We start from the raw sequence: 24,745 nt of genomic DNA, 5'->3' as shown, positions 1-24,745 counted from the left end.
GACCGAAGTCGCCCTAAATGCCTTGCGTGCTCGTGGATCCGGAAGGTCAGCGCGGCTTGCGCTTCTGTGCGTCCTTCCAGATGAAAATGCCCAGACCGGCAAAGAATGCAAACATCAACCCGACCGTTACCACGCCCGCGATAACCACATTGTCGAAGAACATGCTGGCCTCCCGATTCGTTTGCCGTTGTCCGATGGATGCAAGGTAACGAATACGGCGGCGGGGAAAATTGATCAGGGTCAATGCTGCCCGGGACCGGGCACGCGAGGCGGGTGCAGGCTTGACCTGCGTCAAGTTTCAGCGCTTCTTGGGCTTGCCCTTGGGCTTCTTTTTCTTCGTGGTGGCAAGCGGCATGGCCTGCTCGAATGCCTGGCGCACTTCGTTCAGGCGTTTTTCCTTGAGGTCATGGATGCGCTTGGCGCGCTCGGCATCGAAGTCGATGAGGTTGTCTTGGCTCATGGGTGGGCTCGACGATCTACAGAGACTTGCATCATGAAGCCAGGCGCTGGCCGTGACCAGCCCCGCGTCAGACTTCTATATCGACCAGCAGGCCCTGGCGCGGATGGTCACCGATCAATGGCGCCACCGGCACGGTGTTGTCGGCGTTGACTTCATCGCCCGGGACGGCGCTGTAGCGCTCCTCATCACCCTTGTTGTTGCGCCGCTGCTGGCGGCGCTGCTCTTCACGCAGGAGCAAGGCTTGCTCCTGGGGATCGCGCTGCTGCTTGAGGTCGATGGCGCTTTCGTTGGGCGAAGGCTGCACAGGCACCACCGGCTTGATGTCGGGGGTCTGTTTGACCGGGTCATGTTGCGAGGTCACGGGGGCAGCACTGAGCGGGATGATCGGTGGCAGCATGGAAATTCTCCTGTGCCCACTGTATCGGCCATCCGTTAGCCAGCTTGAGCGTCAAAGGTGAGGACGTGCGGCCACAACAGCCGCACCTTGCCAGTATAGATCGCCGTTATTCGGCTTCATCCTCAGGGTCATCGTCGGCTGGCGGGCTGGCTTCGCTCCAGGGCCGCCTGTAGACCTGTTGCCAGACCGCATCCATATGCTCGCGTAGCACCTGGGGTGCGTTCTTCAACGAAGCGCTGTCTTCACGCTCGCCGCCAACCGGCTCTTCACCTGCCGGGGTGATCAGCGACTGGCCAGTGATGGTGTAGGCGTTCTGCCCTTCGCGCATCTCGATGGCGATGTCATGCGGGTCGATGCCGCCACCACAGAAGGCGTGGCTGGCCACGGTCACTTCGGCGACGCCGTCCTTGTTCAAGTCACTGACATCACTGACATCGGTATAGAAGTCGACATCCAGGTCCAGCCCTGGGCAGGTGGTTTCCTGCTCGATCTGCCAACGCGGCTTGAACGCGTCATCCTCGGCGGTGCGACCATACAGGGTGGCCTTCAGCACCACCTTGTCGACCTCCTGCTCGGACTCGGCATCGACTGCCTGGCCATCGCTGCGGCTAAGTACCAGCAGCCCTTCGCCGTCGCGATCGCGGAAGTGCACGCTCTTGATTGGCGTCTGCACGCCCAGTACTTCGAGCTGCTCGACGGGGATCGCAGGCAAGGTTTCGAAATTTTTCTGCTCACAGGCGGCCAGCAGCAAGCTACCTATGGCCATGGAAGTGTGCAACCAGCGGTGCTTGAGCGGCATATCGGTGCGTAGCCCTCGTCAGCAAGACGGTATTCTGCAATGAAACAGCTAGACTCATGGACTTCTGGTCTATGGTCCGCCCGGCCTATCCGTTAACATAGCCGGCTTTTTCATCGCGGGAGTTCAGGCAGTATGGCGCAGCAGTATCAACCGGGGCAACGCTGGATCAGCGACAGTGAAGCGGAGCTTGGCCTGGGGACCATCCTGGCGCAGGATGGCCGCCTGTTGACCGTGCTCTACCCGGCCACTGGCGACACCCGCCAGTATTCCCTGCGCAATGCGCCGCTGACCCGCGTGCGGTTCTCTCCGGGTGACCAGATCACCCACTTCGAAGGCTGGAAGCTGACCGTGCGCGAGGTCGAGGACATCGACGGGCTGATGGTCTACCACGGCCTGGATGCCCAGAACCAGGCGCGCACCCTGCCAGAAACCCAGCTGTCGAACTTCATCCAGTTCCGCCTGGCCAGCGACCGCCTGTTCGCCGGGCAGATCGACCCGCTGTCGTGGTTCAGCCTGCGCTACAACACCCTGCACCACACCAGCAAGCAGATGCAGTCGTCGCTTTGGGGCCTGGGCGGTTGCCGTGCGCAACCGATCGCCCACCAGCTGCACATCGCCCGCGAAGTCGCCGACCGCAGCGCCCCGCGTGTATTGCTGGCCGACGAAGTGGGCCTGGGCAAGACCATCGAAGCCGGCCTGGTGATTCACCGCCAGCTGCTGTCGGGCCGCGCCAGTCGCGTGCTGATCCTGGTCCCGGAAAACCTCCAGCATCAGTGGCTGGTGGAAATGCGCCGGCGCTTCAACCTGCAGGTCGCCCTGTTCGACGCCGAACGCTTCATCGAAAGCGACGCCAGCAACCCGTTCGAGGATGCCCAGCTGGCGCTGGTCGCCCTGGAATGGCTGGTCGATGACGAAAAGGCCCAGGACGCGCTGTTCGCCGCGGGCTGGGACCTGATGGTGGTCGATGAGGCGCACCACCTGGTGTGGCACGAAGATCAGGTCAGCGCTGAGTACGGCCTGGTCGAGCAACTGGCGCAAGTCATCCCAGGCGTGCTGCTGCTGACTGCCACCCCCGAACAGCTCGGCCAGGACAGCCACTTCGCCCGTCTGCGCCTGCTCGACCCCAACCGTTTCCACGACCTCGCGGCGTTCCGCGCCGAGAGTGAAAATTACCGCCCGGTGGCAGAAGCCGTGCAAGAGCTGCTTGAAGAAGGCCGCCTGTCACCCAAGGCCCATGCCACCATCCAAGGTTTCCTCGGCGCCGAAGGCGAAGCCTTGCTGGCTGCAGTCAATGATGGCGATACCCAGGCCAGTGCCCGCCTGATCCGCGAACTGCTCGACCGCCACGGCACCGGTCGCGTGCTGTTCCGCAACACCCGTGCGGCCGTCCAGGGCTTCCCCGAGCGCCAGCTGCACCCTTATCCCCTGGGCAATCCCGCGCAATACCAGGACCTGCCCGCCGGCGAACACGCGGAGCTGTACCCGGAAGTGGCCTTCCAGGCCCAGGGTGACGTCAGCGATGACGAACGCTGGTGGCGCTTCGACCCACGAGTCGACTGGCTGATCGACACGCTGAAGATGCTCAAGCGCACCAAGGTCCTGGTGATCTGCGCCCACGCCGAAACCGCCATGGACCTGGAAGACGCCCTGCGCGTGCGCTCCGGCATCCCGGCCACGGTGTTCCACGAAGGCATGAGCATCCTCGAACGCGACCGCGCCGCCGCCTACTTCGCTGACGAGGAGTTCGGCGCCCAGGTGCTGATCTGCTCCGAGATCGGCAGTGAAGGCCGTAACTTCCAGTTCGCCCATCACCTGGTGATGTTCGACCTGCCAGCCCACCCGGACCTGCTCGAACAGCGTATCGGCCGCCTCGACCGGATCGGCCAGAAGCACACCATCGAACTGCACATCCCGTACCTGCAGGACAGCCCGCAGGAGCGCCTGTTCCAGTGGTACCACGAGGGCCTGAACGCCTTCCTCAATACCTGCCCGACCGGCAACGCCCTGCAGCACCAGTTCGGCCCGCGCCTGTTGCCGATGCTCGAAGGCGGCGATGCCAAGGCCTGGACTGCGCTGGTCAGCGAAGCGCGCGCCGAGCGCGAGCGCCTCGAGGCAGAGCTGCACAGCGGCCGTGACCGCCTGCTGGAGCTCAACTCCGGTGGTGCTGGTGAAGGCCAGGCACTGGTCGAGGCGATCCTTGAACAAGACGATCAATTCGCCCTGCCGATCTACATGGAAACCCTGTTCGACGCCTTCGGCATCGACAGCGAAGACCATTCGGAAAACGCCCTCATCCTCAAGCCGAGCGAAAAGATGCTCGACGCCAGCTTTCCGCTGGGCGACGACGAAGGCGTGACCATTACCTACGACCGCGCCCAGGCGCTGTCGCGGGAAGACATGCAGTTCCTGACCTGGGAGCACCCGATGGTGCAGGGCGGCATGGACCTGGTGCTGTCCGGTTCGATGGGCAACACTGCGGTCGCGCTGATCAAGAACAAGGCACTCAAGCCGGGTACCGTGCTGCTCGAACTGCTGTTCGTCAGCGAGGTGGTGGCGCCCCGCAGCCTGCAACTGGGCCGCTACCTGCCGCCGGCAGCACTGCGCTGCCTGCTCGATGCCAACGGCAACGACCTGGCTTCGCGGGTGGCGTTCGAAACCCTCAACGACCAGCTAGAAAGCGTGCCACGGGCCAGCGCCAACAAGTTCGTCCAGGCCCAGCGTGACGTGCTGGCCAAGCGCATCAGCGGCGGTGAAGCCAAGGTCCTGCCAGTGCATGTCGAGCGTGTGGCCGAAGCCCAGCGCCGCCTGGCCGCCGAAGCCGATGAAGAGCTGGCACGCCTGACTGCCCTGCAAGCTGTCAACCCGAGCGTGCGTGACAGCGAGATCGAAGCGCTGCGCAAGCAGCGTGAACAAGGCCTGGCGATGCTCGACAAGGCGGCGTTGCGCCTGGAGGCCATTCGCGTACTGGTCGCTGGCTGATCCTCCTGTCATATAACTGGGGCCGCTTCGCGCCCCTTTCGTGACACAAGGCCGCTCCTGCAGGAAACCGCAATCACCTGTAGGAGCGGCTTTGTGTCACGAAAGGGGCGCAAAGCGGCCCCAGTTCGTTATGCCAACTGGCTATCAACGACAGAACCAAATGGTTGAAGTCAAAGTGCCACTAGCCAGGAAGGTTCTACGACCTGTTTCTATACTTCCCCCTGAACAGTCTCCACAGCGCTTGAACGGAGACGAGTGGAAACTCGAGCAAAGGGCAAGCAATGGAATGGCTGGGGCTGCAACTGTTCACCGAACTGCCGACAACCGGGCGCATCGTCATCGACTGCCGCCATGAACCGCTGCTGATCCTGATTGCCTTCGCCGTGGCCAGCGCAGCCTGCTTTGCCACCCTCGACATGGCCGAGCGCCAATCCCATAGCGAACAGCGCGCAGCACAGCGGCAGTGGCGCATGCTCGGTGCCTGCTGCCTGGCCGGCGGCATCTGGGCCATGCATTTCATCAGCATGCTCGCCTTCCAGGCCCCGCTGGAAATGCACTACGACGTTTCGCTGACCGGCCTGTCACTGCTGATCGCCCTGGTAGCTGCCTGGTTGGCAATGACCAGCCTCGACCGTACCAATATGCGCCTGCACCACTACCTGCAAAGTGCCTTGCTCATCGGCCTGGGTATCATCCTCATGCATTTCGTTGGCATGGCCGCGCTGCAGACCGGTGCTCAGCAGAACTACCAGACCACGCTATTGCTGAGCAGCGCCGCCATCGCCCTGCTCACCAGCCTTGCCGCCTTGCTGCTGGCCCGTTACTTCCTCAATGGCAGCGGCATCCTGCACCAGACCCTGAAATATGGCGCCAGTCTGCTGATGGCCGGCGGCATCGTTGCTACCCACTTCACCGCCATGGCCGCCATGACCCTGGTCATCCCCGCCTCCACCGCCCTGAGCCTGCCAACTAGCGACAACAGCCTGCAGCTGGGGCTGACCGTAGCCTTCATCACCCTGCTGATCAGTGGTAGCAGCATCAGTGCCGCCCTGGCCGACAAGAAGCTGCAGAGCAAGGAAGACGACCTGCGCCGTTATGGTGTCCTGCTCAGCCAGCTGGACCAGGCCCGCGAATCTTTGCAACAGGCCGCCCATTACGACGCCCTGACCAACCTGGTCAACCGCCGTGGTTTCAACCAGATCTTTGCCGAACGCCTGGCAGCACAGAGTCCCGGCGAACACCGCCTGGCAGTGATGTTTCTCGACATCGACCACTTCAAGCGCATCAACGACAGTCTCGGCCACGATGCCGGCGACGAATTGCTCAAAGTCATCGCCAACCACATCAAGGCAGCCACCCGCAGCCACGACTTGGTCGCCCGCTTCGGCGGTGACGAATTCTGCGTGGTCACGTCGCTCAACAACCGTGACGAGGCACGCCATCTCGCACAGCGCATCATGCAACGGATGAAAGACCCGATTGACCTGGGCGGCCGGCGCATGGTCATGACCACCAGCATTGGCATCAGCATCTACCCCGATGACGGCCTGAACGCCGAAGAACTGCTCAAGCATGCCGACCTGGCCCTGTATCAATCCAAGGGCAGCGGCCGTAACAGCCTGCATTTTTTCAACAGCAGCTTGAAAAACCGCGCCAGCCTGGCCTTGCAACTGGAAGAGGAACTGCGCATCGCCCTGCTCGAAGAACGAGGATTGTGCGTGCACTACCAACCCATTTTCGACGTACGCACCGGCCAGGTGGCCAAGCTTGAAGCCCTGGTACGCTGGCAGCACCCGCTGCACGGGCTGATGGGGCCGGAACGGTTCATCAGCATTGCCGAAGCCAACGGCCTGATGGTCGACCTCGACCTGTGGGTGCTGCGTCACGCCTGCCAGGGCCTGGCCCGGCTTCAGCAGCATGGTTTTCCCAGCCTCAGGCTCACGGTCAATTGCTCGGCGGTGACCCTGGGCCATGAAACCCTGCCTAATGAAGTGGAAGTGGCGCTGTACCAGGCGGGCCTGGCACCTCGCCATCTTGAGCTGGAGGTCACCGAGCATGCGTTGATGGGCGACATCGAGCAAACCGTCAGCCTGCTCATGCGCATTCGCGACCAAGGTGTCGGCCTGTCGATCGATGATTTCGGTACCGGCTATTCGTCGCTGGCCTACCTCAAGCGCCTGCCTCTGGACGTGCTGAAGATCGACCGCTCGTTCCTGCAGGATGTGCCCGACAGCCAGAAGGATCGCGAGATCATCCAGGCGATCATCGCCATGGCCCACACCCTGCACCTGGAGGTGGTCAGTGAAGGCGTGGAAACCGTCGAGCAGCACGAATTCCTGGCCAGCAATGGCTGCGACTACCTGCAGGGTTTTCTGCTCAGCCGCCCGCTACCGCTGGGCGAATTGCGCTCGCTGCTCGATCAGCTCGACCGCCAGGACGCTGTGTTCAGGCCTTGTTGCGATACAGCTCTACCAGGGTCGCCGGATCTTTTTGCAGATATCCCTGGCTACCGTGCAGGCGCATCAGCTGCGCGGCAAGACCACTGAGCGGCGTTGCCGTGCCCTGCTCGCGGGAGAGCTTGACGGCCCCGTCCAGGTCCTTGAGCAAGGTACGCACATGCCACTTGACCGGCTCGAAGCGGCTTTCGGCCATCTGTGGTGCCAGGATCTGCAACGGCTTCGAGTCGGCAAAGCCACCAGCAAGAGCTTCGGCGATCAGCGTGGCGTCAACACCTGACTGTTCGGCCAACGCCACCACCTCGGCAATTACCAGCGCGTTGCAGGCCACGATCATCTGATTGCAGGCCTTGGTCACCTGCCCTGCTCCCACCCCACCCATGTGCGTCACACGCTGGCCGAGCACCTGCAGAACCGGGCGGGCCCGCTGCAGATCCGTGGCCTCGCCCCCCACCATGATCGCCAACGTACCCGCCTCGGCGCCGGGCGTGCCACCCGACACGGGAGCATCCAGCCAGGCCATGCCGCACAGCGCAGCCAGTTCGGCCGCCATTTCCCGCGTGGCAGTCGGCTCCAGGCTGGAGAAGTCCACCAACAACTGCCCGCTGCGCCCTCCCTCGGCGATGCCTTGCTCGCCAAACACAACCTCCCGTACCACCGCCGTGTCGGCCAGGCACAGCAACACCATGTCGCTGTCACGACTCAGTTCGGCCGGGCTGGTCGCCAGCCGCGCACCGGCGGCCACCAATGAGGCGCATTTGTCCGGGGTGCGGTTCCAGACCGTCAGCGGATAACCCGCCGCCAACAGGCGCTGGCACATCGGCAAGCCCATCAGGCCAATCCCGGCGAATCCCAACGAAGGCAGTGCAGTACTCATGAACGACTCCAGGCAGAAGATTAAAGAAGCGCGACAAACGGGCGATGCAATGCCAGCTCGACTGAAATTCCTTAAAACAAGTAAGGGAAACCCCTATCGCATCCGCAAATGGCGCACTGATAGAGTCGCGGCGTTTTGCGTGATGGCCATATGGCATAACCCTCTGATAATCACTTACACCAGGCAAATGGCGCACTATGACCTCTACGAACACTTCTGCCAATGCGGTCCCCGAGTCTTCGGCTCTTCCCCACTTACCGACCGCCAATGGTGTTCGTGACACGCTGCCGGCACGCAGCTCTCCGGCACAGCAGTACCTGTACTTCACCGAGCAGGACGTGCAGCGGATCCTCGACAACCTCGACGGCCTGCGTGACCTGGTGTTTCCGGGCAACCAGCACATTGAAGACGACGACCCCCTGCGCCTGGAGCAGCAGTTTCCGTCGGTCTGCCTGATCGGCCTGGGCCGTTGCGGCTCGAACATCGCTCTTGACGTGGCGGAACTGGTCTACAACGCCCGTACCTTCTTCCTCAACGAGTTCAACAATGAAGACCGCTTCAAGGGCGAGTCGGGCTACAGCCCGGCACGCTGGATCCGCCAGAACCTGCGCCTGGTGCAGAACAAGGGTGTCAAGCCGGTGTTTCTGGTCGAACCGCTGGTGATGCTGGGCGACCTGGACAAAGACATCGCCGGGCGTATCCGCTTCTCGCGCAAGGGCGAACGTGGCGAGTTCCTGCGCGACTACAGCAAGATGAAAATCATGGACCTGTCCGAGGTACATGCTGGCGGTGCCGGCAACGCACCGATCCTCGGCCAGTACCTGGCCAAGATCATCCTCAACAAGGACACCCAGCGTTTCTCCAGCGCCGACTGGAAGCTGATCCATTCGTACCTGATCGACTCCTGCGGCATCAAGGCCAACCAATCGCGGCTGTACTTCTACATCTTCAGTGCCGGTGGCGGTACCGGTTCAGGCATGGCCTCGGAGTTCGGCCTGGCCCAGCAGTACTCGTACATGAACAAGACCTTCGACACCAAGCCTGCCGACGAGAACGACGGCAAGAGCGGCCACTCGTTCGTCTTCGAACCGATCTTCACCAGCGGCATTTGCGTGCTGCCCAATGCTACGGACCATCGCAGCGAGATGTCCGAGGCCCTGCACATCAACGCCGGCCGGCTGTTGTGCAAATACCTCTCGGAAGAATGGGACTTCTCGTATAACTTCGATAACGAAGACAGCAGCGAGGCCAGCGTGATGGGCCGTATCCGCCCGTGGAACGCGATGATGCTGATCTCCAACGACATCATGCGCTACGCCGAAGAAAGCGATGACGGCACCATTCACAACATCGACGTCAACGCGATGGAGAAGCACGCCAACCAGTACATCTCCCAGCAGATCTTCAACATCCTCACCGCCCAGGCGGTGACCACCGACTACGACCAGAACTACTTCCGCCGCGCCGGCATCGACATCGGCGAAACCATCCGCCTGGATGCCAACGACCTGTTCATGAGCCTGGCCGGCCCGGTGGCGATTGCCTATGCCGAATCGGTGGTGCCGGAAGTGCCCGCGCAAGGCACGGACAAGTTCAAGGTGTTCGAGCGCGAAAGCCCGCGCCTGGATATCGACGACCTGTTCTTGCGCTCCATAGACCTGCCGCACTTCAACAAGCAAACCCAGGCCATCGAAGGCATCAGCCTGCTGCCGATCGAGTCGCGCCGTTACCGTGCGGCCCTGGAGCAATACCAGGCCTCCGGTTACGACGCCGCCGCGCTGCATGACCTGCACTTCTTCAAGAACTGCTCGTCGGTGGTGTCGATCGTCTCGCTGCCCAAGGACTACAAACTGTCGTACATGGACCTGAACCGGCTCAAGACGCACCTCAACAGCCTGTTCCCCAATACCACGCTCAAGCGTTACGCTCTGGTGATCGGCGCCTCGGCCAACCTGTCACTGACCACCCTGATCGCCAAGAGCCCGTGCCTGTCGGACGATTTCCTGACCCTGATCGTGGCCTTCATCAAGCGCTGCTTCGCCCGCCCCCCATACCGCTTCGATGACACGCTGGACAACGCCATCCTTGAGTTCATTACCAGCGAGCACTTCGAGGAGGCGCGGATCGACGACCTGCTCAACGAGTTCGAAAACCCGGCGAAGATCCTCGATACCAACTGGTATGCAATCAAGCCGATGTACGAGAAGAAGTACCGCGAACTGATCAACGACAAGAGCCGCTTCGTGTCGATCAACGATATTCGCCTATCGCGCGAATGCGTGAAGAAGGCGGTGAAGTACCTGCGTGAGATCTTCCGCCATCGCATCGGCAAGACCCGGGTGATTTCGCTCAACAACCATACCGGCCGGGTCGACTACTGACCTTGATGGGGCCGCCCTGCGGCCCCGATTACGCATGCCGTAAACTGTTACCGCAGCGCCGAAACAACCCACCACTGTTACCAACTTCCACCTTACGTGAGCGTCAACACGCACCAGCATCGGGCAGATGCGTATTTTTACGCACTAAAAAAGCGCGTCGTTATTCCGATTGCCTGGCCTGGATCACGATGAACGGCGAAACCACCACCGCCCATATCTCTGGATCGCGGCTTTGCAGGTCGAGTGCCTGCTCGGCGCTGACCGGCCCGACAGTGCCATCACTACGCCACTTGGCGAAGATCTCGCTGCGATTCTCGGCCATTGCCGCAGCAACCTCGATCAGGTCGAGACTGGGGTCGACCCAAATCAGGTCACCCTTGGCCCAGAAACGCTCCAAAGCCTTCCACTCGATTGTCGCCGTCTCGCCGAGCAATTTGGCATAGAGGGTGCTTGTTTGATCAGTCATGGGTTTGTACCCGCAAATTCGGCCAATGAAAAAAGGCCGGCATTTTTGCAGAAAAACCCGGTTTCAAATATGTAATTTGGTCGATTGGCCCCGAAGTTGTGGGGTGGGGCCGTAGATGCAGGCAAAGTGATGGCGCTTTTCTGTATCTTTGTGTCGATCATGCGACAACCCGCGAACCAGGCACTTTTTGCCCGCTTTTCAAGCGCGCGAACAGCGCTCTACACTGTACCGGTACAGTTCCGGGACATGTTCCGGGGGAAGGTGGGCATGCAGTATGGCGTGGCCATGCCGCATATCCCGCCCGGTCTGTAGCCCTGGCCGCCAGGACTATAAGAATTACAACAGAATGAGTGGAGCACTATGATCAAGATTTCCAAGCTGTTCGCCGCAATGGTACTGGCCGGGGTAGCCAGCCATTCGTTTGCCGCCGATACCATCAAGATCGGGATCGCGGGCCCCAAGACCGGCCCTGTGACCCAGTACGGCGACATGCAGTTCATCGGCGCCAAGCAAGCCATCAAGGATATCAACGCCAAGGGCGGCGTCGATGGCAAGCTGCTCGAAGCCAAGGAATACGACGACGCCTGCGACCCTAAACAGGCCGTGGCCGTCGCCAACAAAGTGGTCAACGACGGCGTCAAGTTCGTCATCGGCCACCTGTGCTCCAGCTCCACCCAGCCAGCGTCCGACATCTACGAAGACGAAGGCGTGATCATGATCACCCCGGCCGCCACCTCGCCGGAAATCACCGCCCGTGGCTACAAGCTGATCTTCCGCACCATCGGCCTGGACAGCGCCCAGGGCCCTGCGGCAGGCAACTACATCGCCGACCACGTCAAGCCGAAGGTCGTCGCCGTGCTGCATGACAAGCAGCAATACGGTGAAGGCATTGCCACTGCGGTCAAGCAGACCCTGGAGAAGAAAGGCACCAAGGTGGCCGTGTTCGAAGGCCTGAACGCCGGTGACAAGGACTTCTCCTCGATCATCCAGAAGCTCAAGCAGAACAACGTCGACTTCGTCTACTACGGCGGCTACCACCCAGAGCTGGGCCTGATCCTGCGCCAAGCCCAGGAAAAGGGCCTGAAAGCCAAGTTCATGGGCCCGGAAGGCGTGGGTAACGACTCCATTTCGCAGATCGCCCAGAACGCTTCCGAAGGCCTGCTGGTCACCCTGCCCAAGTCGTTCGACGCCGACCCGGAGAACAAGGCCATCGTCGACGCCATCAAGGCTGACGGCAAGGACCCAAGCGGCCCGTTCGTGTTCCCGGCCTACTCGGCTGTCGAGCTGATCGCCAAAGGTATCGAAGCAGCCAAGTCCGAAGACACCGACAAAGTGGCAGCCGCCATCCACGCCGGCAAGTTCAAGACCCCGACCGGCGAACTGTCCTACGACGAGAAAGGCGACCTGAAAGACTTCAAGTTCGTGGTCTACGAATGGCACTTCGGCAAGCCGAAGACCGAAGTCTCCCCTCAGTAACTGCGTGACTAATAGCTGACCTACGAGCCCACTGTGCGAGCAGTGGGCTTTGTTTTATGAGGTTCATGGGCCTGATCCCCGCGATCCGGGGGCAGACCCACCTGAAAATCTTAAACCGTCACCCGCGGTTTCCTGGCCTTACCCCCGCCAGCGAAATGCAAATCAGGTTTTTAGGAGCGCTGTAATGCCTGAGATCTACCATTTCTTCCAACAACTGGTTAATGGATTGACCATCGGCAGCACCTATGCCTTGATCGCCATCGGCTACACGATGGTGTACGGCATCATCGGCATGATCAACTTCGCCCACGGCGAGGTGTACATGATCGGTTCCTACGTGGCCTTCATCGCCCTGGCGGGCTTGGCCATGATGGGTATCCATTCGCTGCCGATCCTGATGACCGTCGCCTTCGTCGCGACGATCTGCGTCACCAGTGCCTACGGCTACAGCATCGAACGGGTTGCCTACCGCCCCCTGCGCAACAGCAACCGCCTGATCCCGCTGATTTCTGCCATCGGCATGTCGATCTTCCTGCAGAACACGGTCTTGCTGTCGCAAGATTCGAAGGACAAATCCATTCCCAACCTGATCCCAGGGAGCATTTCCTTCGGGCCGGGCGGCGCGGAGGAGGTCCTGGTTTCCTATATGCAGATCCTGGTGTTCGTGGTCACCCTGGTGGCCATGACCTGCCTGACCCTGTTCATCTCCCGTTCCCGCCTGGGCCGCGCCTGCCGCGCCTGTGCCGAGGACATCAAGATGGCCAACCTGCTGGGCATCAACACCAACAACATCATCGCCCTGACCTTCGTCATCGGTGCCGCCCTGGCGGCCGTGGCGGCCGTGCTGCTGAGCATGCAGTACGGGGTGATCAACCCCAACGCCGGTTTCCTGGTAGGCCTCAAGGCCTTCACCGCGGCGGTACTGGGCGGCATCGGCAGCATTCCGGGCGCCATGCTCGGCGGGCTGGTGCTGGGTGTGGCCGAAGCCTTCGGCGCCGACATTTTCGGCGACCAGTACAAGGATGTGGTGGCATTCGGCTTGTTGGTTCTTGTCCTGCTGTTCCGGCCGACCGGCATCCTGGGCCGCCCGGAGGTTGAAAAAGTATGAACAGAAATCTCAAACAGGCGTTCTTCAGCGCCTTGCTGGTGTGGGCCGTGGCCTTCCCGGTGCTGGGCCTGAAACTGAGCATCGACGGCATCAGCCTGGCGGTGCACAGCCAAGGGTCGTTCACCATCAGCATCATCGCCGTGTGTTCGGTGCTGATGTTCCTGCGCGTGCTGTTCGACAGGCAGTGGAATTCGGTGATGGGCCGTCGCTCGGACCGCAAGCTGATCCCGCCAGCCGTCAGCAACTACCTGACCCTGCCGAAAACCCAGCGCTATGTGATCATGGGCCTGATCGTCGCGGCCCTGGTATGGCCGTTCTTCGGCTCGCGCGGGGCGGTCGACATCGCCACGCTGATCCTGATCTACGTGCTGCTGGGCCTGGGCCTGAACATCGTGGTCGGCCTGGCCGGCCTGCTGGACCTGGGCTACGTCGGCTTCTACGCCGTCGGCGCCTACAGCTACGCGATGCTCTCGCACTACCTGGGCTGGAGTTTCTGGGTCTGCCTGCCGATTGCCGGCCTGATGGCTGCCACCTTCGGCTTCCTGCTCGGCTTCCCGGTGCTGCGCCTGCGCGGTGACTACCTGGCGATCGTGACCCTCGGCTTCGGCGAAATCATCCGCCTGTTCCTGCGTAACCTCACCGACTGGACCGGCGGCCCCAACGGCATCAGCAACATCCCCAAGCCGGAGTTCTTCGGCCTGACCTTCGAGCGCAAGGCCGCCGAGGGGATGCAGACCTTCCACGAGTTCTTCGGGCTGGAATACAACTCGATCAACAAGGTCATCTTCCTCTACCTGGTCGCCCTGCTGCTGGCGCTGCTGGCACTGTTCGTGATCAACCGCCTGCTGCGCATGCCGATCGGCCGCGCCTGGGAAGCGCTGCGCGAAGACGAGATCGCCTGCCGTGCGCTGGGCCTGAACCCCACCGTGATCAAGCTCTCGGCGTTCACCCTGGGTGCCTGCTTCGCCGGTTTCGCCGGCAGCTTCTTCGCTGCGCGCCAGGGCCTGGTGACGCCGGAGTCGTTCACCTTCATCGAGTCGGCGATCATCCTCGCCATCGTCGTGCTCGGCGGCATGGGCTCACAACTGGGCGTGATTCTCGCGGCCATCGTGATGATCCTGCTGCCGGAGCTGATGCGTGAGTTCAGCGAATACCGGATGCTGATGTTCGGTGCGCTGATGGTGTTGATGATGATCTGGCGTCCGCAAGGCCTGCTGCCTATGCAACGTCCCCACATGGAGCTGCGTCGATGAGCCGCGAAATTCTGCAAGTCAGCGGCCTGAGCATGCGCTTCGGCGGCTTGTTGGCGGTCAACGGCGTGGGCCTGACCGTCAAGGAAAAACAGGTGGTGGCGCTGATCGGCCCGAACGGTGCCGGCAAGACCACGGTGTTCAACTGCCTGACCGGCTTCTACAAGCCCAGCGGCGGCACCATCCTGCTCGACGGCCAGCCGATCCAGGGCCTGGCCGGCCACCAGATCGCCCGCAAGGGGGTGGTGCGGACTTTCCAGAACGTGCGCCTGTTCAAGGAAATGACCGCGCTGGAAAACCTGCTGATCGCCCAGCACCGTCACCTCAACACCAACTTCTTCGCCGGCCTGTTCAAGACCCCGAACTTCCGCCGCAGCGAGAAGGAGGCCATGGAGCGCGCCCAGTACTGGCTGGACAAGGTCAACCTGACCGAGTTCGCCAACCGTACTGCCGGCACCCTCGCCTACGGCCAGCAACGCCGCCTGGAAATCGCCCGCTGCATGATGACCCAGCCACGGATCATCATGCTCGACGAACCCGCCGCAGGCCTGAACCCGAAGGAAACCGAAGACCTCAAGGCGCTGATCGCCTACCTGCGTGAGTCGCACAACGTCACCGTGCTGCTGATCGAGCACGACATGAAGCTGGTGATGAGCATCTCCGACCACATCGTCGTGATAAACCAGGGCACGCCCCTGGCCCACGGCACACCGCAGGAGATCCGCGACAACCCTGATGTGATCAAAGCCTACCTGGGGGAAGCGTAAATGCTGAAGTTCGAGAACGTTTCCACCTTCTACGGCAAGATCCAGGCGCTGCACAGCGTCAACGTGGAGATCAACCAGGGCGAGATCGTCACCCTGATCGGCGCCAACGGTGCCGGCAAGTCGACCTTGCTGATGACCCTGTGCGGCTCGCCGCAGGCGCACAGCGGCAGCATCAAGTACCTGGGTGAAGAGCTGGTCGGCCAGCCGTCTTCGCACATCATGCGCAAGAGCATCGCGGTAGTGCCGGAAGGCCGCCGCGTGTTTGCCCGCCTGACCGTCGAGGAAAACCTGGCCATGGGTGGTTTCTTCACCGACAAGGGCGACTACCAGGAGCAACTGGATAAAGTCCTGCAGCTGTTCCCGCGCCTGAAGGAGCGCTACATCCAGCGCGGTGGCACCATGTCCGGTGGCGAGCAACAGATGCTGGCCATCGGCCGGGCGCTGATGAGCAAGCCCAAGCTGTTGCTACTCGACGAGCCGTCGCTGGGCCTGGCGCCGATCATCATCCAGCAGATCTTCGACATCATCGAACAGCTGCGCCGCGATGGCGTGACGGTGTTCCTGGTGGAGCAGAACGCCAACCAGGCGCTGAAGATCGCTGACCGGGCGTATGTACTGGAAAACGGCCGGGTGGTGATGCAAGGCACCGGTGAGGCACTGCTGACCGACCCGAAAGTGCGCGACGCCTACTTGGGTGGTTGAATGAAAAAGGGCCTTCGGGCCCTTTTTTCTGCCTGCAGGACGTGTATCGTGGCCAGCTCTTTGGCAAAGATTCCCCGGAGCCCGCCCCATGCGCCTCACCCCTACCCTGTTGCTCACTGCCCTGCTGCCCCTGTTTGCCGGCTGCCAGTTGCTGGCCGAGCAGCCCCGTGACCCGAATATCGGCACCACGCGCATGCAGGGCGAGCTGAGCGCAGGCGGCGGCCGGCTGTTGTTCAAACCCTGCGGTGAAAGCCGCCACTTCGTGATCAACGATGTCGCCGGCACGGGCATCCTCCAGGAGTCCGTGAGCCTGGCCAAAGATGCCAAGGCCAAGCTGTTCGCCGACGTGCGCGGCCGCCTCACCGGCAACAAGCAGGCCGACAACGATGGCCAGCTGGAAGTCAGCCGCCTGTACCGCCTGGAACCTTCCACCCGCGCCTGCGACGACCCCAACTTCAAGCAGCTGACCCTGCGTGCCAACGGTCACGAGCCGGACTGGGACATCAAGGCCAGCGGCAAGGGCATGGTGCTCAACCGCGTCGGCAAGGACCCGCTGCCCCTGCCGTTCCTTGAAGAAGAAGTGCCCGGCGGCGGCCTGACCCTGACCAGCGACGCCAACGGCCAGCACGTTGAGCTGTGGGTCGCCCCGCAACGCTGCGTCGATGGCGCCACCGGCGCCGTGCGTCATCTGCGCGCCGAGCTGCGCATCGACGGCCAGACCCTGCGCGGCTGCGGTTACTACGGCGGTGCCCGCGACAACTGATCGCCGGGCGCTTTTATCCTGCCAGTCAGGGCGGCATACAGCTTATACTTGGCGGTTTGTGTAAAGCCGCCGGCCGCCCATGGCCGGGATACTGGACCCTGCCATGCTACGAATCACCGAACTCAAGCTGCCCCTGGACCATCCCGACGAAGCCCTGCGTGATGCCATTGTCCAGCGCCTGGGCATCCGCGACGAGCAACTGCTCAGCTTCAATCTGTTCAAGCGCAGCTACGATGCGCGCAAGAAGAACAGCGAGCTGCTGTTCATCTACACCATCGACCTGGAAGCCAGCAACGAAGCCGAGCTGCTCAGCAAGTTCGCCGACGATCACAACATCAGCGTGGCACCCGACGTCACCTACAAGTTCGTCGGCCATGCCCCTGCCGACCTGAAACAACGTCCGATCGTGGTTGGCTTCGGCCCCTGCGGTATCTTTGCTGGCCTGTTGCTGGCCCAGATGGGCTTCAAGCCGATCATCCTCGAACGCGGCAAGGAAGTGCGCCAGCGCACCAAGGACACCTGGGGCCTGTGGCGCAAAAGCGTGCTCAACCCCGAGTCCAACGTGCAGTTCGGCGAAGGCGGCGCCGGGACCTTCTCCGACGGCAAGCTCTACAGCCAGATCAAGGACCCGAACCACCACGGCCGCAAGGTCCTGGAAGAGTTCGTCAAGGCCGGTGCACCTGACGAGATCCTGTACATCAACAAACCGCACATCGGCACCTTCCGCCTGACCGGCATGGTCGAGCAGATGCGCCAGGACATGATTGCCCTTGGCGCCGAAGTACGCTTCCAGGAAAAGGTCACCGACCTGCTGATCGAGGACGGTCAGCTGACCGGCGTGGTGCTGGAAAGCGGCGAGCAGCTGCACTCGCGGCATGTGGTCCTGGCCCTGGGCCACAGCGCCCGCGACACCTTCCGCATGCTGCACGCCAAGGGCGTGTACATGGAAGCCAAGCCGTTCTCGGTGGGCTTCCGTATCGAACACCCTCAAACGCTGATCGACAAGGCGCGCCTGGGCAAATACGCCGGTCACCCGAAACTCGGCGCCGCCGACTACAAGCTGGTGTACCACGCCAAGAATGGCCGTTCGGTGTACAGCTTCTGCATGTGCCCAGGCGGCACCGTGGTGGCCGCCACCAGCGAGCCGGGCCGCGTGGTGACCAACGGTATGAGCCAGTATTCGCGTAACGAGCGCAACGCCAACTCCGGCATCGTCGTCGGCATCGACCCCGAGCGCGACTACCCGGGCGGCCCGCTGGCCGGCATCGAGTTGCAGGAGCGCCTGGAAGCCCATGCCTACGTGATGGGTGGCAGCAACTACCAGGCCCCGGCGCAGCTGGTCGGCGACTTCGTCGCCGGCAGGCCGTCCACCGCGCTGGGCAGCGTCGAGCCTTCGTACAAGCCGGGGGTGACCCTGGGTGACCTGGCGCCGAGCCTGCCGGACTTCGCCATCGAGGCGATCCGCGAGGCGTTGCCGGCCTTCGACCGCCAGATCAAAGGCTACAACCTGCACGATGCGGTGTTGACCGGGATCGAGACACGCACCTCATCGCCACTGCGCATTACCCGTGGCGCGGACTTCCAGAGCCTGAACCTCAAGGGGCTGTTCCCGGCAGGTGAAGGTGCGGGGTATGCCGGGGGGATTCTCTCGGCAGGCGTGGACGGTATCCGCATTGCCGAAGCCGTGGCTCGCGACATCCTCGGCCTTTAAAGCTTCCGGCCTCTTCTCGGGTAAACCCGCTCCCACAGGTACTGCAGAGCCCTCAAGCTTGATGCGATCCCTGTGGGAGCGGGTTTACCCGCGAAGAGGCCGGTGCAGGTAAACAAAAAACCCCGAACAGGCCTGGCCCGTTCGGGGTTTTTATTTGCCGCTACGGTCAGTGCGAAACGCGGCTGGTACCATCGACGGTCATGATGCGTACGCGGTCGCCAACGCGGAAGATCTCGTTCTGCTGCACGGCTTGCACATAGGCGCGCATGCTACCGTCGTCTTCACGCACGGTGATTTCCACACCCTGGGTGCGGGTCAGGCCTTCTTCGGCAGCGGAACCTGCCAGGCCACCGGCCACGGCACCGATCACTGCGGTGACGATGCTGCCACGGCCACCGCCAATGGCGCTGCCGGCGACACCACCGACGATAGCGCCAGCACCACCGCCGATCGGCGTCTTGGTGCCTTCGATCTTGACCGGGCGCAGGGATTCGATGGTCCCCATGCGCACGGTCTGCACGCGACGGGCCTCATCACGGGAGTAGCTGTCACCGGTCAGGCTCGAGGCACAGCCACCGAGCAGCAGCGACATGGTGGTGAAAGTCGCCACCAGCAAAGCGGATTTACGCATGGGTACAGTCTCCAGAAAACAGGTGTCCATTAGACGCTACGCGTTGACAGCTGTCACGGCGCCCGCACAAAAAATAAAACTTCATTCAGCCCCTGTACAGCCTTGTACGGACAGTAATGGGGGCGTTACAGATCAGACAAAGGATAGCCACGGATTACTTCATCATCTGTGAAGAAGTGTCGGCATGAGGGCAACGGGGCTGCCTGACAGCCCCGTGGATGTCAGGGCGCCAGGCGCTCTCGCGTCCACTGCCCATCTACCAGGCGGTAGTTCAGGCGGTCATGCAACCGGCTGGCACGGCCCTGCCAGAACTCGATCCGCTCAGGCAGCAGACGGTAGCCCCCCCAATGTTCCGGGCAATGCGGCTGGGTATCGGAGAAGCGCGCTTCGGTGGCCTTGACCAACCCTTCGAGTTCCTCGCGATTGGCAATCACGCGGCTCTGCGGCGAGGCCCAGGCCCCCAGACGGCTGCCCAGCGGGCGTACCTGGTAGTAGTCATCCGACTCCTTGGCCGTGACCTTTTCCACCCGCCCTTCGATCCGTACCTGACGCTCCAGCGCCGGCCAGAAGAAGGTCATGGCAGCGAACGGGTTGGCCAGCAGTTGCTGGCCCTTGGCGCTGTCATAGTTGGTGAAGAAGGTGAATCCACGGTCATCAAGGCCCTTGAGCAGCAGCACACGACAGTGCGGGCGGCCTTCGCCATCGACGGTGGCAAGTGTCAGGGCATTAGCCTCCACAGGAGGCTGCTCGGTCTTCACCGCATCGGCAAACCACTGCTGGAACAGGGCGAACGGCTCACCCGGGGCCTGGGCTTCCGCCAGACCATCACGGGTGTAGTCGCGGCGCATATCGGCCAGGGATTGGGTCATGGCTGCGTTTCCTTGACGATCAGTTGGTCTTCGCAGGGCTATTGGCAGCTACCTTCTTGTCAGTGGTAGCGGCTTTCTTGGCGGCCGGCTTGGCTGGCGCGGCTTTTTTCTTGGCGGTGGTCTTCGCAGCAGGTTTGGCAGCGGCTTTCTTCGCTGCTGGCTTGGCGGCCGCTTTCTTGGTTTCGACAGGCTTGGCGGCAGGTGCCTTGGCATCCTGCACGGCAACCATCGAAGCCGGAGTTGCAGCCGGGGCAGCCCGCTGATACTTGGCCAGCAAGGCAACCATGGTGTTCTGCGGCGTCAGCAGCATTTCCACGCGACGGTTCAGGGCCCGGCCTTCGGCGCTGTCGTTGGCGGCACGCGGCATTTCCGCGCCCATGCCCTTGAGCGACAGGCGGTCACGCTGCAGGCCACTCAGACGGAAGATCGCCGATACCGAGGCAGCACGCTCCAGGCTCAGCTTCTGATTGGCAGCGGCAACACCACTGCTGTCGGCATGGCCAAGCACCAGCACAGCCGTCTTCGAGTCGCCTTCGACAGCCTTGGCCACGCGGGTGATCGGAGCCAGGGTCATCGGCAACAGCATGTTCGGGCGGTCCGGGTTGTACGAGCTGTCGACCGGGATGGTCACCACCAGCACATTGTCGCGGCGCTCAAGCTCAAGCTTGCTGTCCTTGATCGCTTCACGCAGCTTGGGCTCGTACTGGTCCAACCAGGCCTGGGTGGCCTTTTCGTCGATTTTCGGCACGACCGGCCCTTTGGCCTGCTTGTCGTCACCGCCAAATGGCCACCACCAGTGGCTGGCGCTCTCGGACTTGGCGTCCGCCTTGGCGACTTTGTCGGTGACCGCCGCTTTCACTTCCTTGTCAGCGACCTTGTCCGAACCGAACGGCCACCAGTTGCTGCCGCCATCCTTGGCGGCGTCCTGGGAATTGCTGGCGCAACCGGTCATAGCGGCCAGGCACAGGGCGAGAGCTAAGGTTTTATGTGAAGACATCAGCGATACACCATGAAATTGAAAGATATTTTGCCAACGCACTTCAGGCGTTGGCATTGAGGATAGTCAAAGGGGCTGCGTAATACCCGCTTTACCCGATCAAAGGCAAGTGCCAAGCACCCGTACCAGTTGCTGGGCTCTTGGGTCCATGAGCACGTAAGGGCCAAGGGTATTGACCACGAAGCCGAACGCCACGTCGTGCTCCGGGTCGGCAAAACCGACCGAACCGCCAGCACCTGGATGGCCAAAGGCACGGGCGCCGAGGCCAAAGGTGGCGTTGGCCACATTGGGCTGGTCGAGCATGCAACCCAGGCCGAAACGGGTCCGGGTCAACAAGGTACGGTCCTCGCCCAGGCTGTGTTCGCGGGTCAGTTCGTCGAGCAGTTCGGATTCGAGCAGGCTGCCATCGAGCAGGCCGGCATAGAAACCTGCCAGGCTGCGTGCATTGCCATGGCCGTTGGCCGCCGGCTGCTGCATGCGCCGCCATTCAGGTTTATTGGTGCTGGTCAGGATTGCCGGCGGGTTGGTGAAGGCGCGAGTCGACAGCGCCGCGGGCTCACGCATGGTCACCTGCAGCAGGCGCTGGGCTGCGGCATCACCCGCGTTGCCCTTGCCACGGGCGATGTGCGCCACGCGGTGGAACTCTTCGTCGGCCAGGCCGACGTGGAAGTCCAGGCCCAGCGGCCGGGCAGTACGAGCGACGATGGAGTCACCCGGGCTGCGGCCATCGACGCGGCGGATCAGTTCACCGATCAGCCAGCCATAGGTGATGGCGGCATAACCGTGCTCGGTGCCAGGCGTCCACCAGGGCGTTTCAGCGGCCAGGGCATCGACCATGGCCTGCCAGTCGTACAGGGCTTCAGCCGGTAGCAGCTCGCGGATGGCTGGCAGGCCTGCACGGTGGCTGAGCAATTGACGCAGGGTGATGTTCTGCTTGCCGGCCTGGGCGAACTCCGGCCAGTAACGGGCCACCGGGGCATCCAGGGCCAGCTTGCCCTCACCCACCAGCTGCAACGCGGTCACGGCGGTGAAGGTCTTGGTGCAGGAAAACAGGTTGGCAATGGTATCGCTGTGCCAGGCCTGCTGGCCGTCCTTGTCGGCGGTGCCTGCCCACAGGTCGACCACGGTCTCGCCACCGACCTGGATGCACAGCGCAGCGCCACGCTCCTGGGGATCCTCGAACAGTGCCGCGAACGCTTCACGCACCGCTTCGAACTTCAGCTCATAGTGACCCTGGATCTGCACCCGCTGTTCTCCGTACGACCATGCTGACAAAGGCGTGCATTGTTTCAGTAGTTAGCGGTTTTGCCTACTGGGCGAAGCCGGATGGACGCTGCCGAAGCGGCAAGATCCAATGGGCCAGGGGCACTGAGCGCCCCCGGTAGACATTCAGGGGGCTTTTTTCTCCAGTTCACTGCGCAACTGACCAACGGCCTGCAGGTTGCTCTTGCGCACCGCCTCGACGAAACCCGGGTACGTCACATCGGTGATCGCCACCAGGCCCAGGTGGCCGTTCTCGCCATCGAGCAAGCGCCCGCTGGCAGGTTGGTCAAGGTATTGGAACCAGTGCGCGCCCACGATCATCGGCTGCGCCAGCGCGGCCTTGAGGAAATTGCCATAGGCCGGCCCGCGGTCCTCTTCCCTGGCTACTTCCACCGGCCCTGGCCAGAACGGCCCGCGGTCGCGGGAACCGAACTGGAACTCGGACACCAGCACTGGCTTGTCAAGTTCGGCCAAGCGGGCAAAGTCATAGCCATCCTCGGGCTTGAGGGTATAGAAGTTGAAACTCAGGACATCGCAGAACTCGGCGCAGGCCTTGACTGCTTCCGGGGTGCTCACGGCATAGCGGCCACCCAGCAGCAGGTGGTTGGGTGCATGCCACTTCAGTGCATCGGCGATGGTCTTGAAGTAGGTCTCGGCGAATACCTGCTGGAAATACTGGTAATCGCGCTCGATTTCCGGGTGCTCGGGATTCGGCAGCGGGGCCTCGAAGCCTGGATCTTCCATCAACTCCCAGGCCTGCAGGTCGATCCCCCAGGCCTTGGACAGCCCCTCCTGGTTGCGGTACTTGTCGCGCAACTGCTTGAGGAAAGCGCGCTTGGCCGGCACGTCGGTGGTCAGACGCAGTGTCCCGTAGGCCAGGCCATAGCGCGCCTTGGGGTCGTTGCCCGGCGCCGCCCAGGCCAGCTCGTTGTCGGCGAAATAGCCGATCAGCCAGGGGTCGTCACGGTGATCCCGCGTGGCAATGGCCACGGCGCGCTCCGTGGCCATGGCAAAGCGTGGGTCGAACGGGTCAGGCATGCGGCCCCACCAGTCCATACCGGTGCTGATGCTGGCATAGTCACCGACGATCGATAGCGGCAAAGTGTAGGGCATGCGTTTGGCCTGGCCGATGGCAGGGTCGCTCCAGTTGCCCAAGGTATTGAAGCCCCAGGCCTGCAGGCGGTCCAGCGTGTGCGCCTGCCACCGCTCGGTATCCAGCGCCAGCGCCGGGCACTCGGGGGTGGCCTGGCCTTGCACGGCAGGCGGACAAGGTTTGCCATAGGTGCGCTGGATGTTCGCGGCATAGAAATCGAACCAGCGCCCTTGCTTGAAATTGCGCCCTTGCGACGAGGCGTTGCCATCGTCGTTGTTCCCTTCACCATAAAAAGCCGTCAGCGCGTCGCCTTCACCTGGCAAGGCTTTGAACATCCTCTCGCGGCCGGCAACGTAGGTACGCCCGCCATCGGCGGCCACGGCATTGACCCCCAGCGAATAGAACGGGTGGCCTTGCGGGGTAACCAGGTACCAGCGCCCGTCGCGCTTCTCGGTGCGGAAAAAGCCCTTGGCCGCAAACGTCGGCCCGGCCAGCACGCCACCGTAGCTGTCCAGTTGCTGTTTATCACGGTCAGCCAGCCAGCTCTTGAGTTGCTGCTGTTCGCGCGCGTCAGCCGCCTTGAGCTGCTCGTCACTGGCAATCTTCTCGGGCCAATGCCCGCGGGTGGACTGGCCGTAGACATCAATCAGCTCGTGGTAAGCCGCCTGGTAGGCCAGATCGTCGTCCTGAATGCCGACCTTCTCGATCAGCAGGTTCTGCGCCACTTTCGGGTTGGGTATGGTCAGGCTGACGGACACCACCTGCTTGAGATCCAGTTCACCGGCACTGCTGGTCAGCAGCAACCGCTGCCCGTCATAGACCCATGGCATCGGCGGGCCGGCCCGCATGCCCTGGCTCAACGGCGAACTGGCCGTGAGCGGAACCATGACGGTTTGCGCAGGCCCGGCAGGCAGGTCGATACGACTGGTCAGCGTGCGCCCGTCACTGCCGAGCAGCGTCACGTCGACGGTCAACGCCCAATCCTGGGCGCTTTGCATGCGCAAGGTGAGGTACCGCCCCGCCGACCAGTCCCACACGCCGCTTTGCGGGCTCAGGCGCAAGGTTGGCCGTTCGACCGGATTGAACACCACCCGCCTGAGCACCTCGCCCTCAGCCGTCTGCTCCGCATTGTACTGCGGCATGCCGGTGCCTTCGGTCGCCACATTGACCACCGAGGCCGGGCGGACGAAGCTGAACAGCGTCTGTTGCCCGGCCAGCAAAGGCGCGCTGAACAACAGCGTGAATACCACGGGCAAGGTGTGGCGAATCATAAGGCTGGGGCTCTCCTTCCAGGCCCTCA

The 24,745-nt window shown here is 62.5% G+C and carries 21 protein-coding genes; 10 read left to right on the top strand and 11 right to left on the bottom strand.

Translation table 11 applies throughout. The features are described 5' to 3' along the window. Positions 1-46 precede the first annotated feature (46 nt). The 4 genes from ccoM to CQW31_RS19290 all read right to left on the bottom strand — a co-directional run bounded on the left by ccoM (position 47) and on the right by CQW31_RS19290 (position 1,656). Positions 47-163 (bottom strand): cytochrome c oxidase subunit CcoM, encoded by a 117-nt coding sequence (gene ccoM / locus CQW31_RS31970; protein WP_054886936.1) that lies wholly within the window; start codon positions 161-163, stop codon positions 47-49. Between the two features lie 135 nt (positions 164-298). Then, on the bottom strand, positions 299-460 hold the full coding sequence (locus CQW31_RS31350; RefSeq protein WP_099815188.1) for a hypothetical protein: 162 nt from the start codon (positions 458-460) through the stop codon (positions 299-301). A gap of 67 nt (positions 461-527) precedes the next feature. After that, positions 528-857, bottom strand: coding sequence for an aspartate-semialdehyde dehydrogenase (locus tag CQW31_RS19295; RefSeq protein WP_099815187.1), 330 nt, complete (start codon positions 855-857; stop codon positions 528-530). 106 nt (positions 858-963) lie between these two features. Continuing rightward, positions 964-1,656 carry a M949_RS01915 family surface polysaccharide biosynthesis protein gene (locus CQW31_RS19290; protein ID WP_054886938.1) on the bottom strand — a complete coding sequence of 231 codons (693 nt, stop codon included), beginning with the start codon at positions 1,654-1,656 and terminating at the stop codon, positions 964-966. A gap of 132 nt (positions 1,657-1,788) precedes the next feature. Here CQW31_RS19290 and rapA point away from each other — a divergent pair, with 132 nt between their 5' ends. Together rapA and CQW31_RS19280 are read left to right on the top strand one after the other, a co-directional pair. After that, on the top strand, positions 1,789-4,635 hold the full coding sequence (gene rapA / locus CQW31_RS19285; RefSeq protein ID WP_099815186.1) for an RNA polymerase-associated protein RapA: 2,847 nt from the start codon (positions 1,789-1,791) through the stop codon (positions 4,633-4,635). A gap of 281 nt (positions 4,636-4,916) precedes the next feature. Next, a complete protein-coding gene (locus tag CQW31_RS19280; RefSeq protein ID WP_099815185.1) occupies positions 4,917-7,181 on the top strand; it encodes a bifunctional diguanylate cyclase/phosphodiesterase in 2,265 nt (754 codons plus the stop codon). Here the strand turns inward: CQW31_RS19280 and CQW31_RS19275 are convergent. Further along, positions 7,081-7,968, bottom strand: coding sequence for an NAD(P)-dependent oxidoreductase (locus CQW31_RS19275; protein ID WP_099815184.1), 888 nt, complete (start codon positions 7,966-7,968; stop codon positions 7,081-7,083). The genes CQW31_RS19280 and CQW31_RS19275 overlap by 101 nt on opposite strands. A 197-nt stretch (positions 7,969-8,165) precedes the next feature. Between CQW31_RS19275 and CQW31_RS19270 the strand changes: the two genes are divergently transcribed. Beyond that, complete coding sequence (locus CQW31_RS19270; RefSeq protein ID WP_099815183.1) at positions 8,166-10,349, top strand: hypothetical protein; 2,184 nt, start codon at positions 8,166-8,168, stop codon at positions 10,347-10,349. Between the two features lie 160 nt (positions 10,350-10,509). Here CQW31_RS19270 and CQW31_RS19265 read toward each other — a convergent pair whose 3' ends face one another. Continuing rightward, positions 10,510-10,815 carry a DUF2288 domain-containing protein gene (locus CQW31_RS19265; protein ID WP_054886943.1) on the bottom strand — a complete coding sequence of 102 codons (306 nt, stop codon included), beginning with the start codon at positions 10,813-10,815 and terminating at the stop codon, positions 10,510-10,512. 360 nt (positions 10,816-11,175) lie between these two features. On the opposite strand from CQW31_RS19265, the gene CQW31_RS19255 reads away from it, so the two are divergent. The 7 genes from CQW31_RS19255 (at position 11,176) to CQW31_RS19225 (ending at position 18,592) form a co-directional block, all read left to right on the top strand. Then, the gene (locus CQW31_RS19255) at positions 11,176-12,291 is read left to right on the top strand and encodes a branched-chain amino acid ABC transporter substrate-binding protein (protein WP_054886945.1); all 1,116 of its coding nucleotides are present in this window, start codon (positions 11,176-11,178) and stop codon (positions 12,289-12,291) included. Between the two features lie 184 nt (positions 12,292-12,475). Further along, the gene (gene livH, locus CQW31_RS19250; protein ID WP_054886946.1) at positions 12,476-13,399 is read left to right on the top strand and encodes a high-affinity branched-chain amino acid ABC transporter permease LivH; all 924 of its coding nucleotides are present in this window, start codon (positions 12,476-12,478) and stop codon (positions 13,397-13,399) included. Beyond that, on the top strand, positions 13,396-14,652 hold the full coding sequence (locus CQW31_RS19245) for a high-affinity branched-chain amino acid ABC transporter permease LivM (RefSeq protein ID WP_054886947.1): 1,257 nt from the start codon (positions 13,396-13,398) through the stop codon (positions 14,650-14,652). Before livH ends, CQW31_RS19245 begins: the two co-directional genes overlap by 4 nt. Continuing rightward, a complete protein-coding gene (livG, locus tag CQW31_RS19240; protein ID WP_054886948.1) occupies positions 14,649-15,416 on the top strand; it encodes a high-affinity branched-chain amino acid ABC transporter ATP-binding protein LivG in 768 nt (255 codons plus the stop codon). Before CQW31_RS19245 ends, livG begins: the two co-directional genes overlap by 4 nt. Next, complete coding sequence (locus CQW31_RS19235) at positions 15,417-16,118, top strand: ABC transporter ATP-binding protein (RefSeq protein ID WP_003254879.1); 702 nt, start codon at positions 15,417-15,419, stop codon at positions 16,116-16,118. An 88-nt stretch (positions 16,119-16,206) separates the two neighbouring features. Further along, entirely contained in the window at positions 16,207-16,881 is a 675-nt protein-coding gene (locus CQW31_RS19230) for a COG3650 family protein (RefSeq protein WP_099815182.1), read from the top strand. 103 nt (positions 16,882-16,984) lie between these two features. Then, positions 16,985-18,592, top strand: coding sequence for an NAD(P)/FAD-dependent oxidoreductase (locus CQW31_RS19225; RefSeq protein WP_054885827.1), 1,608 nt, complete (start codon positions 16,985-16,987; stop codon positions 18,590-18,592). Positions 18,593-18,758: 166 nt separating this feature from the next. Here CQW31_RS19225 and CQW31_RS19220 read toward each other — a convergent pair whose 3' ends face one another. The 5 genes from CQW31_RS19220 to CQW31_RS19200 all read right to left on the bottom strand — a co-directional run bounded on the left by CQW31_RS19220 (position 18,759) and on the right by CQW31_RS19200 (position 24,716). Further along, entirely contained in the window at positions 18,759-19,223 is a 465-nt protein-coding gene (locus tag CQW31_RS19220; RefSeq protein ID WP_054885828.1) for a glycine zipper 2TM domain-containing protein, read from the bottom strand. A 221-nt stretch (positions 19,224-19,444) separates the two neighbouring features. Beyond that, on the bottom strand, positions 19,445-20,092 hold the full coding sequence (gene pdxH / locus CQW31_RS19215) for a pyridoxamine 5'-phosphate oxidase (RefSeq protein ID WP_099815181.1): 648 nt from the start codon (positions 20,090-20,092) through the stop codon (positions 19,445-19,447). Between the two features lie 19 nt (positions 20,093-20,111). Further along, complete coding sequence (locus tag CQW31_RS19210; RefSeq protein WP_099815180.1) at positions 20,112-21,089, bottom strand: OmpA family protein; 978 nt, start codon at positions 21,087-21,089, stop codon at positions 20,112-20,114. A gap of 99 nt (positions 21,090-21,188) precedes the next feature. Next, complete coding sequence (locus CQW31_RS19205; RefSeq protein WP_054885831.1) at positions 21,189-22,334, bottom strand: serine hydrolase domain-containing protein; 1,146 nt, start codon at positions 22,332-22,334, stop codon at positions 21,189-21,191. A gap of 144 nt (positions 22,335-22,478) precedes the next feature. Beyond that, a complete protein-coding gene (locus CQW31_RS19200; RefSeq protein WP_099815179.1) occupies positions 22,479-24,716 on the bottom strand; it encodes a beta-galactosidase in 2,238 nt (745 codons plus the stop codon). Between the last annotated feature and the right edge of the window lie 29 nt (positions 24,717-24,745).

Origin of the sequence: Pseudomonas sp. 382, assembly GCF_002759075.1 — a bacterium.
GTDB lineage: Bacteria > Pseudomonadota > Gammaproteobacteria > Pseudomonadales > Pseudomonadaceae > Aquipseudomonas > Aquipseudomonas vlassakiae.
The sequence above is the reverse complement of the archived record's forward strand: the minus strand, read 5'-3'. Positions and strand labels throughout refer to the sequence as shown.